The organism is Gordonia asplenii (assembly GCF_012933505.1).
In the GTDB taxonomy this organism is placed as follows: domain Bacteria; phylum Actinomycetota; class Actinomycetes; order Mycobacteriales; family Mycobacteriaceae; genus Gordonia; species Gordonia asplenii.
The window spans coordinates 54,983-69,849 of the sequence record NZ_JABBNB010000032.1; the positions used below are offsets into that span (position 1 = coordinate 54,983).

The 14,867-nt window shown below is 67.8% G+C and carries 17 protein-coding genes; 16 read left to right on the top strand and 1 reads right to left on the bottom strand.

Annotated elements, in window-relative coordinates:
• Positions 1-112 precede the first annotated feature (112 nt).
• Entirely contained in the window at positions 113-937 is an 825-nt protein-coding gene (gene nadC, locus HH308_RS23700; RefSeq protein ID WP_246284798.1) for a carboxylating nicotinate-nucleotide diphosphorylase, read from the top strand.
• Positions 938-1,223: 286 nt separating this feature from the next.
• Here nadC and HH308_RS23705 read toward each other — a convergent pair whose 3' ends face one another.
• Entirely contained in the window at positions 1,224-1,721 is a 498-nt protein-coding gene (locus HH308_RS23705; protein ID WP_170196729.1) for a hypothetical protein, read from the bottom strand.
• Between the two features lie 50 nt (positions 1,722-1,771).
• On the opposite strand from HH308_RS23705, the gene hisD reads away from it, so the two are divergent.
• The 15 genes from hisD to trpA all read left to right on the top strand — a co-directional run bounded on the left by hisD (position 1,772) and on the right by trpA (position 14,841).
• Positions 1,772-3,103, top strand: a complete 1,332-nt coding sequence (gene hisD / locus HH308_RS23710) for a histidinol dehydrogenase (protein WP_170196730.1) — start codon at positions 1,772-1,774, stop codon at positions 3,101-3,103.
• The gene (locus tag HH308_RS23715; RefSeq protein ID WP_170196731.1) at positions 3,100-4,260 is read left to right on the top strand and encodes a histidinol-phosphate transaminase; all 1,161 of its coding nucleotides are present in this window, start codon (positions 3,100-3,102) and stop codon (positions 4,258-4,260) included. Before hisD ends, HH308_RS23715 begins: the two co-directional genes overlap by 4 nt.
• Positions 4,257-4,892: an imidazoleglycerol-phosphate dehydratase HisB gene (gene hisB / locus HH308_RS23720; RefSeq protein ID WP_170196732.1), complete on the top strand. Its 636-nt coding sequence runs from the start codon at positions 4,257-4,259 to the stop codon at positions 4,890-4,892. Before HH308_RS23715 ends, hisB begins: the two co-directional genes overlap by 4 nt.
• A gap of 115 nt (positions 4,893-5,007) precedes the next feature.
• Positions 5,008-5,631, top strand: coding sequence for an imidazole glycerol phosphate synthase subunit HisH (hisH, locus tag HH308_RS23725; protein ID WP_312870829.1), 624 nt, complete (start codon positions 5,008-5,010; stop codon positions 5,629-5,631).
• Positions 5,632-5,940, top strand: coding sequence for a hypothetical protein (locus HH308_RS23730; RefSeq protein WP_170196734.1), 309 nt, complete (start codon positions 5,632-5,634; stop codon positions 5,938-5,940). It abuts the gene before it with no gap.
• Positions 5,933-6,748, top strand: coding sequence for a bifunctional 1-(5-phosphoribosyl)-5-((5-phosphoribosylamino)methylideneamino)imidazole-4-carboxamide isomerase/phosphoribosylanthranilate isomerase PriA (gene priA, locus HH308_RS23735; RefSeq protein WP_170196735.1), 816 nt, complete (start codon positions 5,933-5,935; stop codon positions 6,746-6,748). Before HH308_RS23730 ends, priA begins: the two co-directional genes overlap by 8 nt.
• 29 nt (positions 6,749-6,777) lie before the next feature.
• Positions 6,778-7,572 carry an inositol monophosphatase family protein gene (locus HH308_RS23740; RefSeq protein WP_170196760.1) on the top strand — a complete coding sequence of 265 codons (795 nt, stop codon included), beginning with the start codon at positions 6,778-6,780 and terminating at the stop codon, positions 7,570-7,572.
• A 102-nt stretch (positions 7,573-7,674) separates the two neighbouring features.
• Positions 7,675-8,487 carry an imidazole glycerol phosphate synthase subunit HisF gene (gene hisF, locus HH308_RS23745; RefSeq protein WP_170196736.1) on the top strand — a complete coding sequence of 271 codons (813 nt, stop codon included), beginning with the start codon at positions 7,675-7,677 and terminating at the stop codon, positions 8,485-8,487.
• Entirely contained in the window at positions 8,484-8,885 is a 402-nt protein-coding gene (gene hisI, locus HH308_RS23750; RefSeq protein ID WP_170196737.1) for a phosphoribosyl-AMP cyclohydrolase, read from the top strand. Before hisF ends, hisI begins: the two co-directional genes overlap by 4 nt.
• Positions 8,886-9,249: 364 nt before the next feature.
• The gene (locus tag HH308_RS23755) at positions 9,250-9,429 is read left to right on the top strand and encodes a tautomerase family protein (protein WP_170196738.1); all 180 of its coding nucleotides are present in this window, start codon (positions 9,250-9,252) and stop codon (positions 9,427-9,429) included.
• Positions 9,426-10,970, top strand: coding sequence for an anthranilate synthase component I (locus tag HH308_RS23760; RefSeq protein WP_170196739.1), 1,545 nt, complete (start codon positions 9,426-9,428; stop codon positions 10,968-10,970). The genes HH308_RS23755 and HH308_RS23760 overlap by 4 nt, the downstream gene beginning before the upstream one ends.
• Positions 10,967-11,692, top strand: a complete 726-nt coding sequence (locus HH308_RS23765) for a TIGR02234 family membrane protein (protein WP_376767264.1) — start codon at positions 10,967-10,969, stop codon at positions 11,690-11,692. The genes HH308_RS23760 and HH308_RS23765 overlap by 4 nt, the downstream gene beginning before the upstream one ends.
• Positions 11,693-11,898: 206 nt before the next feature.
• A complete protein-coding gene (trpC, locus tag HH308_RS23770) occupies positions 11,899-12,741 on the top strand; it encodes an indole-3-glycerol phosphate synthase TrpC (protein WP_170196740.1) in 843 nt (280 codons plus the stop codon).
• 16 nt (positions 12,742-12,757) lie between these two features.
• Positions 12,758-14,041, top strand: coding sequence for a tryptophan synthase subunit beta (gene trpB / locus HH308_RS23775; protein ID WP_170196741.1), 1,284 nt, complete (start codon positions 12,758-12,760; stop codon positions 14,039-14,041).
• Positions 14,038-14,841 (top strand): tryptophan synthase subunit alpha, encoded by an 804-nt coding sequence (gene trpA / locus HH308_RS23780; protein WP_170196742.1) that lies wholly within the window; start codon positions 14,038-14,040, stop codon positions 14,839-14,841. Before trpB ends, trpA begins: the two co-directional genes overlap by 4 nt.
• The last annotated feature ends 26 nt before the right edge of the window (positions 14,842-14,867 follow it).

Here is a 14,867-nt window from a genome sequence, read left to right on the forward strand (position 1 = left end):
TCTGCCGGTTGAGCAGGGGTCAGCTTCTCTGCCGGGTGAGCAGGGGTCAGCCTCTCCGCCGGTTGAGCGAGCGCAGCGAGTCGAAACCCCCGTCACCGACGAGACCCGTGCCCTGATCCGACTCGCCCTCGACGAGGATCTTCGCTACGGCCCCGACATCACGTCCATCGCGACGGTCCCCGACGACCTCGTCACGACGGCGGTCATCGCTTCTCGGCAGCACGGTGTGATCGCCGGGCTGCCAGTGGTGCTGGCCGTCTTCGACGAGGTGATCGGGCGCGACGGCTACACGGTGGTGTCGTCGGTCGACGACGGAACGACCGTCGAGCCGGGCGACGTGGTACTCGAGGTCACCGCGACGCCCCGCTCATTGCTGACCGCTGAGCGCACTGCCCTCAACTTGCTGTGTCACCTGTCGGGGATCGCGACGGCGACGGCGGCGTGGGTCGCCGAGGTCGAGGGGACCGGGACAGCGATCCGCGACTCACGCAAGACGCTGCCGGGGCTGCGCCTGCTGCAGAAGTACGCGGTGCGCGCGGGTGGCGGCGTCAACCATCGGATGGGCCTCGGCGACGAGGCGTTGATCAAGGACAACCACGTCGCGGCGGCCGGGTCGGTGTCGGCGGCGCTGCGGGCGGTCCGCGCGGCGGCGCCCGGGCTGCCCGTCGAGGTCGAGGTCGATTCGTTGGAGCAGTTCGACGAGGTACTCGCCCTCGACCCCGAGCTGGTGCTGCTCGACAACTTTCCGCTGTGGCAGACGCAGATCGCGGTCCAGCGTCGAAATGCGAAGTCGCCCGATACGAAATTGGAGTCGTCGGGCGGATTGACCCTCGACGTCGCGCGCGACTACGCCAAAACCGGCGTCGATTATCTCGCGGTCGGCGCGTTGACGCACTCGGTGACGGTGCTGGATCTGGGCCTCGACATCCCCGTCTAGTGGCGTGTCGTGCCTAATGGTATTGATATCTTGCGCGCACCGTGCTTCGCCGCATCCTGCTGGTTGAGCGAGGCGAAACCGAGTCGAAACCACTGTGACGCTGCGGGTTTCGTTGTTGCCCGGCCGGCGGGGGTTTCGACTCGCTTCGCTCGCTCAACCGGCAGAGGAACGCAACGTCGTACAACTCTTTAAGTGCGACACACCACTAGTCCCAACCTGGTCCCCCTCAGCGGAGCGGACACGAGACACGGGGAGTATCCGTCGCGCTGAGGGGACCGGTTTGTGGCTAAGGATCGTCGATCGCACCGGCATTTCCGGACGGCAATTCTTTCGACGTGCCCACGACCGCAGCGATTGGGGACCGCGAGGTCGATGCGACCTCGACGTCGTCGGGTTGCGCGAGAGCAGCGTCCTGCGGAACCCAATCACGCCCGGTACCGGGTGCGACAGGGGAGCCTACGACAGCCGTACCTGTCGACGAACAGGTCATTACACAACTGAGCTCACGATCGAGTTCCCGAGCCGCTTGCGCCTTCACGGTCGGCCAGTCGTCGCCGACATCCTCGGTGTTTGTGCTCATCGCCGGCAAGTCGTGGACGGCGGCATGTCGCTCGTCGACGTCGGACGGATACGCCGAGTCGATCGCGGACCGGATGACCGCGGCGACGCTGCGTCCCGATCGTTTCGCCTCGGCCGCTACTCGGTCGTACTGGCGTTGATCGAGGAGCAACTGAAGCCTGCGCTCAAGCACCGCGTCGGCCGATTCGAATTGCGTTCGACGCAACGCATATCCTTGGAGGGTCTGTGTTCACTCACCCAACCTCAGGAGATGCGATGCTGTCGCGCACTGACCTCCGAGGCAGTACACCCACGCTCGCGCAATTGCGGCGTGCACTGCCCCGCGGAGGTACCGATGTCAATTCCGTGCTGCCCACGGTGACGCCGGTCGTGGAGGACATCGCCGCCCATGGGTCCTCCGCCGCGCTCGACTACGGCGAGAAGTTCGATCACGTCCGCCCGACGTCGGTGCGGGTGCCCGCAGACGTCGTCGCCGCCGCGCTGGACAACCTCGCCCCCGACGTCGCCGATGCCCTACGCGAATCCATCTCCCGTGCCCGCAAAGTGCACGCTGACCAGCGACGCAGCACCACGCGCACCCAGGTCGTGCCCGGCGGTGCGGTCAGCGAGAAGTGGATCCCGGTCCGCCGCGTCGGCCTGTACGTGCCGGGCGGCAACGCCGTCTACCCGTCGAGTGTCGTCATGAACGTCGTGCCCGCCCAAGAGGCCGGCGTCGCCTCCCTCGTCGTCGCCTCGCCGCCGCAGGCCGCGTTCGGCGGCTGGCCGCACCCGACGATCCTCGCCGCCTGCGCACTGCTCGGCGTCGACGAAGTGTGGGCCGTAGGCGGCGCCCAGGGCATCGCGCTGCTCGCCTACGGCGGCGAAGACACCGACGGTTCGACGCTGGACCCGGTCGATCTGATCACCGGACCCGGCAACATCTTCGTCACCGCCGCCAAGCGTCTGGTGCGCAGCGTCGTCGGCATCGATTCCGAGGCCGGCCCCACCGAGATCGCCATCCTCGCCGACGATTCCGCCGATCCCGCGCACGTCGCCGCCGACCTCATCAGCCAGGCCGAGCACGATGTCATCGCCGCATCGGTCCTCGTCACCGACAGTGCCGCCTTCGCCGACGCCGTCGACGCCGAAGTCGAGAAGCAGTCGGCGGTCACCAAACACACCGAACGCGTCAACGAGGCGCTGACCGGCGCGCAGTCGGGCGTCGTTCTCGTCGACGACCTCGACGCCGGGATCGCCGTCGTCGATGCCTACGCCGCCGAGCACCTGGAGATTCAGACTCGCGACGCAGCCGCCGTCGCTGAGCGGATCACCAACGCGGGCGCCATCTTCGTCGGCGCGTACTCGCCGGTGAGTCTCGGTGACTATTGCGCCGGATCCAACCACGTCCTCCCGACGTCGGGGTCGGCGCGGCATGCGTCGGGGCTGTCGGTGCAGACCTTCCTGAAGGGCGTCCACGTTATCGACTACGACGAAGCCGCACTGAAAGACGTTGCCGCAGCGGTCATCACGCTCGCCGACGCCGAGGACCTGCCCGCACACGGCGACGCCGTCAAACGGCGTTTCGCCGCACAGTTCGGTCTCTCGTGAGCGTCCCCGGAGCGGGTGTCACCCTCGCCGACCTTCCGTTGCGCGACAACCTGCGCGGCAAGAGCCCGTACGGCGCACCGCAACTCGACGTGCCCTACCAGCTCAACACCAACGAGAACCCACACCCGCCCAGTCAAGCCCTGATCGACGACGTCGCCGAGTCGATCCGTTCGGCCGCAACGCAATTGCACCGGTACCCCGACCGTGACGCCGTCGCACTGCGCACCGAGCTCGCCGAATACCTCAGTACGGCAACGGGAGTGCGTCTGGGCGTCGAAAATCTGTGGGCCGCGAACGGATCCAACGAGATCCTTCAGCAGTTGCTGCAGGCCTTCGGCGGGCCGGGGCGTTCCGCGCTGGGCTTCGTGCCGTCGTATTCGATGCACCCGATCATCTCCGAGGGCATCGACACCACCTGGCTGGAGACCAAACGCACCGCCGACTTCTCCATCGACCTCGACTTCGCCCTGGCCGAAATCGCTTCGCGCACACCAGATGTGGTATTCGTGACGTCGCCGAACAACCCGACCGGCGCGTCGATCCCCAACGACGACCTGCGGGCGATCGTACAAGCGGCACCCGGAATCGTCATCGTCGACGAGGCCTACGGGGAGTTCTCCGAGCAGCCCAGCGCCGTCGAGCTGATCGACGAGTTCCCGACCAAAGTCGTCGTCTCGCGCACAATGAGCAAGGCGTTCGCCTTCGCCGGCGGACGGCTCGGGTATTTCGCCGCGGCACCCGCGGTCATCGACGCCGTGATGCTGGTGCGCCTGCCGTACCACCTCTCGGTCGTGACCCAGGCGGCCGCGCGCGCGGCGCTGCGGCACTCCGACGAGACCCTTGCCGGAGTCGCGAGCATCATCGCCGAACGCAAGCGCGTGGTCGCCGAACTCGCAGCGCTGGGCTACCGGGTCGCCGACTCCGACGCCAACTTCGTGCTGTTCGGCGACTTCGCCGACGCCTCCGCGAGCTGGCAGCGCTACCTCGACGACGGCGTGCTGATCCGCGATGTCGGCATCGGCGGGCACCTGCGTGTCACGATCGGACTAGCCGAGGAGAACGACGCCTTCCTGCGTGTCAGTCAGAAACTAGCGGGCGCCGGGAGCATCGCGAGCGGGCCCGATTCAACACCTACCGACCGAATGAGCCTGTCATGACACAGCCGCGTATCGCGCGTATCGAACGCACCACCCGTGAATCGTCGATCGCCGTCGAGATCAACCTCGACGGCACCGGGCAGACCGACATCTCCACCGGTGTGGCGTTCTACGACCACATGCTCACCGCGTTCGGACAGCACGGCAGCTTCGACTTGACGGTGCGTGCCGAAGGTGACGTCGAGATCGAATCGCACCACACCGTCGAGGACACCGCCATCGTGCTCGGCCAGGCCTTCGGCCAGGCGCTCGGCGACAAGCGCGGCATTCGACGCTTCGCCGACGCCTGGATCCCGATGGACGAGACCCTGGCGCAAGCGGTCGTCGACGTCTCCGGCCGCCCGTACTTCGTGCACGTCGGCGAGCCGGATCATCTGCTCACGGCGGCGATCGGTGGTGGCACACCCGCGAACGGTAAGCCGTCGGTGCCGTACAACACGGTCATCAACCGGCATGTCTTCGAGTCGTTCGCGCTCAACGCCCGCATCGCGCTGCACGTGCGTGTGCTCTACGGCCGCGACCAGCACCACATCACCGAGGCGGAATACAAGGCGGTGGCCCGCGCGTTGCGTGCCGCATGCGAACCGGACCCGCGCGTGACGGGCATCCCGTCGACCAAGGGGAGCTTGTAGTGAAAATGCTCGTTCCGCTCGCGTGTCGGCCGACGCCCGACGTTCCGTCCTCCCTCTTCGTCGGTCCTGAACGAGACGCGTCGACCGACCGGAAAGGCGCACTGGCGTGAAGAAGATCACCATCCTCGACTACGGCTCGGGCAATCTGCGCTCGGCGCAACGTGCCCTCGAGCGCGTCGGCGCCGACGTCACCGTCACCAGTGACCGCGATGCCGCGCTCAACGCCGAGGGGCTCGTCGTCCCCGGCGTCGGGGCCTACGAGGCGTGCATGGCCGGCCTCAAAGAGGTGCGCGGCGACCGCACCATCGGACAGCGCCTGGCCGGCGGGCGCCCGGTCCTCGGGATCTGCGTCGGCATGCAGATCCTGTTCGAGAAGGGCGTCGAATTCGGCGTCGAAACCGATGGCTGCGGCGAATGGCCCGGTGAGGTCAGCCAGCTGCACGCGCCGGTGTTGCCGCACATGGGCTGGAATACCGTTGAGGCACCACAAGATTCGGTTCTGTTCCGCGGATTCGACGCCGACGAGCGCTTCTACTTCGTGCACTCATACGCGGCGCAGAGCTGGGCCTGGAACAGCGACGACTCGCGGCTTGCGCCGGCCAAACTGACCTGGGCGACGCACGGGGACCGGTTCCTGGCGGCGGTCGAGAACGGTCCGCTGTCGGCGACGCAGTTCCATCCGGAGAAGTCCGGCGACGCTGGCGCGCAGTTGCTGCGGAACTGGCTGGAGGCGCTGTAGATGGGTGAGGCCGGCCGCGGCGGCGGGACGAATCGCAAGAAACCACAAGAGTTCTCGTTCGTCCGGCTGGCTCTGCTCGCGCTGAGCGCGGGAGCGGTGGTGCTCCTCGTCTCGGTCCCGATCATCCTCGTGCTGGCACGGTGGTCGGTGATCGCGGGGCTCATCGCCGCATTGGTCGCGATCGTCGCGATCATCGCCGCCATCGGGCTGGTGTCCCAACGCATCGTTGCGACTGCCGAACGACAGCTCAAAGAGCAACTCGCACAACGTGAACGAACCGATCGAGAGAGAAACAACAACGGTGGCTGACAACAACAAGACCCTCGAACTGCTGCCCGCGGTAGACGTCGCCGACGGCCAGGCCGTGCGGCTCGTCCAGGGCGCGGCGGGTTCGGAGACCTCCTACGGTTCGCCGCGCGACGCCGCTCTCGCTTGGCGCAACGACGGCGCCGAGTGGATCCACCTCGTCGACCTCGACGCCGCCTTCGGCCGGGGCGACAACCGCGAACTCCTCGCCGGCGTGGTGAACGAACTGGCCGCCGGGGCGGGGAGCTCCGCGGTGAAGATCGAGCTGTCCGGCGGCATCCGCGACGACGCCTCGCTCACCGCGGCACTGGCGACCGGCTGCACCCGCGTCAACCTGGGAACCGCCGCGCTGGAGAACCCCGACTGGTGCAGGCGCGCCATCGCCGAGCACGGCGACCGCATCGCCGTCGGCCTCGACGTCATACGGGTCGAAAAGGGCGCCGGGACTTCGTCCGCCGCGGAAGGCGACTCGTACCGCCTGCGCGGTCGTGGCTGGGTCACCGACGGCGGCGACCTCTGGGAGGTCCTCGAACGCCTCAACAATGACGGTTGCGCACGCTATGTCGTCACCGACGTGTCCAAGGACGGCACCCTTGCCGGCCCCAACCTCGAACTGCTGCAACAGGTCGCCGCAGCGACTGACGCCCCGATCGTCGCCTCCGGCGGCGTCTCAGCCATCGACGACCTCGTCGCCATCGCCGGCCTGACCGGCGTGGGCGTCGAAGGGGCCATCGTCGGCAAGGCGCTCTACGCGGGCCGGTTCACCCTGCCCGAGGCCCTCGCGGCGGTCGCGGCAGTAGGAGCGAACTGACTTCCGTGAGCACCGACCTGCCCGAACTGATGGGGACCGCCTCGGCGGTGCTCGATTCCGTCGTCGACATCTTCGTCGACGGACTGGGCGCGCCCAGTGCAGTCGCCAAGGGCCGCAACGACTTCGCGACCCAGGTCGACCTCGACCTCGAACGGCTCATCAGTAGTCGGCTGACCGAGCTCACCGGACTGCCGGTGCACGGCGAAGAATTCGGCGGACCCGACGTCGAATCGTCGACGGTGTGGGTCCTCGACCCCATCGACGGCACGTTCAACTACTCGTCGGGCATGCCGCTGACCGGCATGCTGCTGTCGCTGGTGTCCGACGGACAGCCGCTGATCGGGATGACGTGGCTGCCGCTGCTGGGCCGCCGCTACTGCGCCTACGACGGTTCGCCGCTGTACTGCAACGGCCAGGAGCTGCCGACGCTGCCGGTCGACGAGGATCTCGCGTCGTCGGTGCTGGCCTATGGTGCGTTCAACGCGAAGGCCAAGGGACGCTACTTCGGCACCCGCCGCATCGACCTGCTCACCGAACTCAGCTCGCGTGTCTCGCGGATCCGGATGCTCGGCAGCACCGGCGTCGACCTCGCCTACACCGCCGCGGGCGTGTTCGGTGGCGCCATCACCTTCGGCGGCCACCCATGGGACAACGCCGCGGGCGCCCTGCTCGTGCGCGCCGCCGGGGGAGTGATCTCCGACCTCGACGGCAACCCGTGGTCGGTCTCCTCGCCGTCGATCGTCGCGGGCAGCCCCGGACTACACGCGCAACTGCTCGCGTTGATCGAAGAATTTATCGCGGGCAACTGGAAGGAAGAACAATGACAGCCGTCTCGACCGGGAGGACTCAAGCATGACCGTCGCCGTCCGAGTCATCCCTTGTCTCGACAGTGTTGTTTTCGACGTCTCGACCGGGAGGACTCAAGCATGACCGTCGCCGTCCGAGTGATCCCTTGTCTCGACGTGGACAACGGTCGGGTCGTCAAGGGCGTCAACTTCGAGAACCTCCGCGACGCGGGCGACCCCGTCGAACTCGCCGCCCGCTACGACGCCGAGGGTGCCGACGAACTGACCTTTCTCGACGTCACGGCGTCGAGTTCGGGCCGATCGACGATGCTCGACGTCGTCAAACGCACCGCCGATCAGATCTTCATCCCGTTGACCGTCGGCGGCGGCATCCGCACCGTCGACGACGTCGACGTGATGTTGCGCGCCGGCGCGGACAAAGTCAGCGTCAACACTGCCGCGATCGCCCGCCCCGAGGTGCTCGAGGAGATGAGCAAGCGATTCGGCTCGCAGTGCATCGTGCTGTCGGTCGACGCCCGGACGGTTCCCGACGGCGCGCAGCCCACACCGTCGGGCTGGGAGGTCACCACCCACGGTGGCCGCCGCGGGACCGGCATCGACGCCGTCGAATGGGCACGGCGCGGCCAGGAGCTCGGGGTCGGAGAGATCCTGCTCAATTCGATGGACGCCGACGGCACCAAAGCGGGCTTCGACATCCGCATGCTCACCGCGGTGCGCGCCGCCGTCGACGTTCCGGTGATCGCCAGCGGCGGCGCGGGCAAGGTCGACGACTTCGCGCCCGCCGTCGACGCAGGCGCCGACGCCGTGCTCGCGGCATCGGTATTCCACTTCGGCGAATTGACGATTCCGCAGGTCAAGGCCGCGATGGCCGCACACGGGATCGTCGTGCGGACCGCGGTCGACACCGGCATCGCACCTGGCGGACTCCGATGAGCGCCCCCGGATCCGACGACATCCTCGACCCGGCCATCGCCGCCCGGCTCAAATACAACTCCGACGGCCTGTTCGCGGCCGTCGCGCAGGAACGCGAGACCGGCATCGTCCTCATGCAGGCCTGGATGGACGACGTCGCGCTGGCGCGCACGCTGGCGACCGGCCGCGCCACCTACTATTCGCGCTCCCGCCAGGGGTACTGGGTCAAAGGTGAAACCAGCGGCCACGAGCAGTACGTGCGGGAGGCACGCCTCGACTGCGACGGCGATACGGTGCTTCTCGTCGTCGACCAGATCGGGCCGGCGTGTCACACGGGCAACCACAGTTGCTTCGACACCGACGCTTTGCCCGTGAACCAAGCGACACCGCCCAGCCCAGCCGACCAGGAGAATCCCTGATGCCCCAACGCCTGCTGGTTGAGCCGTCCACTTCGCTGGTTGAGTCGTCGACTCCGCTGGTTGAGTCGTCCACTTCGCTGGTTGAGTCGTCGACTCCGCTGGTTGAGCCGGGTCGGAGCGCTAGCGAAGGCCCGTGTCGAAACCACGCAAGCCGACGAGATCACCGCACCACACGCATAGCGACAGCTGGTGTCTCGTCTCGCCGTGGTTTCGACACGGGCGCGTCTCGCTACGCTCGTCGGGCCCGGCTCAACCAGCGGACCGACGCGTCTCGCTGCGCTCGTCGGGCCCGGCTCAACCAGCGGGAGAGGTCGCCGTCGGCGATGTCCACCAATCCACTGTTTCAGCCGACTAGGAGAGTCCCATGCCCCTGATCCAGATTTCGCAGACGCCCGGACTGTCGGACCGAGTGAAGCGCGAGACGATCGCCGCGGTCACCGAGGCGTACGCGAAGGCGACCGGCAAGAATCCGGATTCGGTATGGGTGACCATCACGGAGGTACCCCGCACGCAGTGGGGCGTCGGAGGTGAACCGCTGGCATGAGTGACGCCACCGCAACCACATCACTGGAGACCTTCCTCCAGCTCGCCAAAGACCATCGCGTCGTACCGGTGACCCGCAAGGTGCTCGGCGACTCGGAAACCCCGCTGTCCGCCTACCGCAAACTCGCCGGCGACCGGCCGGGCACCTTCCTGCTGGAGTCCGCGGAGAACGGCCGCTCGTGGTCGCGCTGGTCGTTCATCGGGGCGGGATCACCAGCTGCGCTCACGGTCACCGACGGCGCGGCGAGCTGGTGGGGACACACCCCGGCCGGCGCACCCGTCGGCGGCGATCCGCTCGCCGCGCTCGCCGAGTCGCTCGAACTTCTGGCCACCGACCCGCTGCCGGATATGCCTCCGCTGACCGGCGGATTCGTCGGGTTCATGGCCTACGACATGGTCCGCCGGCTCGAACGTCTGCCGGAGAACACCGTCGACGACCTGCATCTGCCCGACCTGTTCATGCTGCTGGCCACCGACCTGGCGGCCCTCGACCATCACGAGGGCACCATCACGCTGATCGCCAACGCCGTCAACTGGGACGGTAGCGACGACCGCGTGGAGCAGGCGTATGCCGACGCCGTCGCACGTCTCGACGCGATGACCGAGGCGCTGTTGGCCCCGGCGTCGTCGACGGTGTCGACCTACGAGCGCGCCGTCCCCGACTACACCGCACAGCGCAGCCTCGCCGAGTACAGCGAGATCGTCACCAGTCTGGTCGGCGAGATCGAGGCCGGCGAGGCCTTCCAGGTGGTGCCGTCGATGCGCTTCGAGATGGACACCGAGGCCGACCCCCTCGACGTCTACCGGGTGCTGCGCGCCTCCAACCCGAGCCCGTACATGTATCTGTTGCGGGTGCCCAAGACCGACGACCGGCCGGCCTACACCGTCGTCGGGTCGAGCCCGGAGGCACTGGTCACCGTGAGCGACCGCATCGCGACCACGCACCCCATCGCCGGAACGCGCTGGCGCGGCAAGACCGAGGAAGAAGACCAGCTACTGGGCAAGGGGCTACTGGAGGACGAGAAGGAGAACTCCGAGCACCTCATGCTCGTCGACCTCGGCCGCAACGACCTCGGGCGCGTCTGCAAACCCGGAACCGTCACCGTCAGCGACTACCGCCACATCGAGCGGTACAGCCACGTGATGCACCTGGTGTCGACGGTGTCGGGCGAACTGCGCGACGACAAGCGGGCACTCGACGCGGTGACGGCGTGTTTCCCGGCAGGCACGCTGACCGGCGCGCCGAAGGTCCGTGCGATGGAATTGATCGACGACCACGAGATCACCCGACGCGGACTCTACGGCGGCATCGTCGGCTACCTCGATTTCGCGGGCGACGCCGACACCGCCATCGCCATCCGCACCGCGCTGATGCGCTCCGGCGACGACGGTGCGCCGGCCAGGGCATTCGTGCAGGCCGGCGGCGGCGTCGTCGCCGACAGTGAAGCCGAGTACGAGTACAACGAGGCCCGCAACAAGGCGACCGCCGTGCTCAACGCGATCGCCGCGGCGTCGACGATGCGCCGCGTCGGGCAGTCGTGAGCGGCGTCGAGCCGACGCCGTCGCAGCCCGACGCCGCGGCCGCCGACCAGACCGTCGCCCGATCCGACCCGAAGTCGGGCAAGAAGACTCTGCGACGCCGCCAGGCCGGCGCGGCGGTCGCGCTCATCGCGGCGGCCGCGGCGTTGTGGGCGGCCTCGCGCATGGTGTGGGCGACGCTGACGGTCACCGATGATCTCTCACCGATCCGGGCACTGAAGGTCCACGGCTCGGATTGGAGTCCCTGGCTGACACCGCTCGCGCTGGTCCTGCTCGCGGCCATCGCCGCCGGTGCCGCGATGCGCGGCTGGGCGTTGCGGATCGTCGCGATCCTCGTCGCGCTCGGCGGTGTGCTCGCGGCGTCGCCCGCGGTGTCGTTGCTCGTCGGCGGCGACCAGGACACCTACGCCGCGAAGGCGATCGACCTCTCTTACCGTTTCCGGCTGCTGCTCGTCACGACGAACAGCTGGGCGGGTGTCGTCGTGCTGATCGGTGCCGCGCTCGCCGTCGTCGGCGGTGTGCTGCTGCTGCGCGTCGCCAATGGCGAGGCGATGTCGTCGAAGTACTCTTCGCCGGCTGCCCGCCGCGCCGAGTTGGAGAAGAAGACGTTCCGCGAGTATCGGGAACGTCAGCAGCGCACTGACGACGAATCGTCGGCTCCGGAGAGCGAGCGGCTGCTGTGGGACGCACTCGACACCGGTGTGGATCCCACCGAGGAGAAATAGTCTCTCGCAGGCACGCTTGCGAAACGCCATCGGTGAGAAACCCAGAAGTGTAGTACCCGCCACACCGGCGCAAGCGGCGACCCCGCGAACCGTGGCCACGCCGACCGGTCTACCCTTGTGGAACCGGCAATACGACCGGTAGTCAGCCACCGGGAGCCGGGACCAGAGTGCGGACCGATCGGCTCCGCCGGAAGTGTTTTCGCCGGATGAACAGAAGGGGCGTCGCAGTGTCGAACACGCAGACCGTACTCGACTCGATCATCGAGGGAGTCAAAGTTGACGTGGCCGCGCGCGAGGCCGTCGTCGACTACGCGACCGTGAAAGCCGCCGCCGCGAAGGCGCCCGCCCCCCGCGATGCGATGGCCGCGCTGCGGCTGCCCGGCATCGGGGTCATCGCCGAGGTGAAGCGCGCGAGCCCCTCCAAGGGCGACCTCGCCAGCATCGGCGATCCCGCCGAGTTGGCCAAGGCCTACGAGTCCGGCGGCGCCCGGATCATCAGTGTTCTCACCGAGGAACGACGTTTCCGCGGCTCGCTCGCCGACCTCGACGCCGTGCGTGCCGCGGTGAACATTCCGGTACTGCGCAAGGACTTCATCGTCGGGCCGTATCAGATCCACGAGGCCCGCGCCCACGGCGCCGACGTCATCCTGCTGATCGTCGCTGCCCTCGAACAGACCGTGCTGGAGTCCCTCCTCGACCGCACCGAATCGCTCGGCATGACCGCACTCGTCGAGGTGCACACCGAGGAAGAGGCCGACCGCGCCCTGTCGGCGGGAGCCAAGGTGGTCGGCGTCAACGCCCGCAACCTCAAAACGCTTACCGTCGACCGTGACTGCTTCGGTCGGATCGCTCCCGGGCTGCCGACCGAAGTGATCCGCATCGCCGAGTCGGGCGTACGCGGCACCGCCGATCTGCTGGCCTACGCCGGCGCGGGCGCCGACGCCGTGCTCGTCGGCGAGGGACTCGTCACCAGTGGCGACCCGCGTGCCGCGGTGTCGGAGCTGGTGACCGCGGGTACGCATCCGTCGTGCCCCAAACCTGTTCGCTGACAACACAATTGGATTCATGACTGCTGATCTCGCCCCCGATTCGAACCTTCCTACAGCCAGCGTCGGGCTCACCACCCGTACCTCGGTGGAACCCGACGCCGGCGGTCACTTCGGCGTGTACGGCGGGCGGCATGTGCCCGAAGCGCTGATGTCGGTGATCGACGAGGTCACCACCACGTATGAGAAGGTGCGCTCCGACGAGGACTACCTCAACGAGCTCGACCAATTGCAGCGCAACTACACCGGCCGCCCGTCGCCCCTCTACGAGGCAAAGCGATTGCGCGAATTGGCCGGTGGCGCAAGGATTTTCCTCAAGCGCGAAGACCTCAATCACACCGGTTCGCACAAGATCAACAACGTGCTCGGACAGGCGTTGCTCGCCGTGCGGATGGGCAAGAACCGCATCATCGCCGAGACCGGCGCCGGTCAGCACGGCGTCGCCACCGCCACCGCGTGTGCGCTGCTCGGCCTGGAGTGCGTCATCTACATGGGTCGCGTCGACACCGACCGGCAGGCGCTCAACGTCGCACGGATGCGGTTGCTCGGCGCGACGGTCATCGCCGTCGACAACGGCTCGGCCACCCTCAAAGACGCCATCAACGAGGCGATGCGCGACTGGGTCACCAACGCGCACAACACCTACTACTGCTTCGGCACCGCGGCCGGACCGCACCCGTTCCCGATGATGGTGCGCGACCTGCAGCGCATCGTCGGCCTCGAAGCGCGCGTCCAGATCCAGGAACAGGCCGGGCGACTGCCCGACGCCGTCGTCGCCTGCGTGGGCGGCGGATCCAACGCGATCGGCATCTTCCATCCGTTCATCGACGACGCCGGGGTGCGTCTGGTCGGATACGAGGCGGCCGGGGACGGCGTCGAAACCGGCCGTCATGCGGCCACGTTCACCGGTGGCACTCCGGGTGCGTTCCAGGGCGCGTATTCGTATCTGCTGCAGGATGAGGACGGTCAGACCATCGAGAGCCATTCGATCTCGGCCGGTCTGGACTATCCGGGTGTCGGGCCGGAGCACGCCTACCTCAAAGACATCGGCCGTGCCGAATACCAACCGATCACCGATACCGAGGCGATGGACGCACTGAGTCTGCTGTCGCGCCGCGAGGGCATCATTCCGGCCATCGAGTCGGCGCACGCTGTCGCCGGTGCGCTGAAGTTGGGCCAGGAGCTCGGCGACGGCGCGATCATCGTCGTGAGCCTGTCCGGCCGCGGCGACAAAGACGTCGATACCGCGGGCAAGTGGTTCGGGCTGTTCGAGCGGCCGCAATCGGAAAGCGAAGGCAAATGACCGTCAAGACTGCTCCGTCGTCGAAACTCGGATCGGTTTTCGCGCAGTGCCGCGGCGAGGATCGCAGTGCGCTGATCGGCTACCTGCCGGTGGGGTATCCGACGGTCAGCGACTCGGTGACGTCGTTTCGCACGATGGTCGAGTCCGGCTGCGACATCATCGAAGTCGGGGTGCCGTACTCGGACCCGGTGATGGACGGCCCGACGATTCAGGCCGCCGCCGACGAAGCGCTGAGCAACGGCGTGCGGGTGCGCGACGTGTTCACCGCAGTCGAGGCGATCGCCTCCGCGGGTGGCCAGGCCGTGGTGATGAGCTACTGGAATCCGGTGCTCGCCTACGGCGTCGAGAACTTCGCTCGCGACCTGGCGTCGGCCGGCGGTGCCGGACTGATCACACCCAACCTCATCCCCGAAGAGGGCGAGCAGTGGCACGCCGCATCGGATGCGCACGGCCTCGATCGGATCTACCTCGTCGCTCCGTCGTCGACGGCCGAGCGGATCGCACTCACTGTCGACTCGTGCCGCGGATTCGTGTACGCGGCGTCGACGATGGGTGTCACCGGGGCGCGTAACGCGGTGTCGAATGCGGCACCCGAACTGTGTGCCCGGGTGCGCGAATACTCGGACATCCCGATCGGCGTCGGCCTCGGTGTGCGCGACGGAGCGCAGGCCGCCGAGATCGCGCAGTATGCCGACGGGGTGATCGTCGGCTCGGCGCTGGTGACCGCGGCATCGCAGGGGCAAGACGAATTGTCGGGTCTGGTGGCCGAATTGGCCGAGGGCGTCCGCAAGGAATATTGAGGCACTGCCTTGGCCGCCGTCCCCCC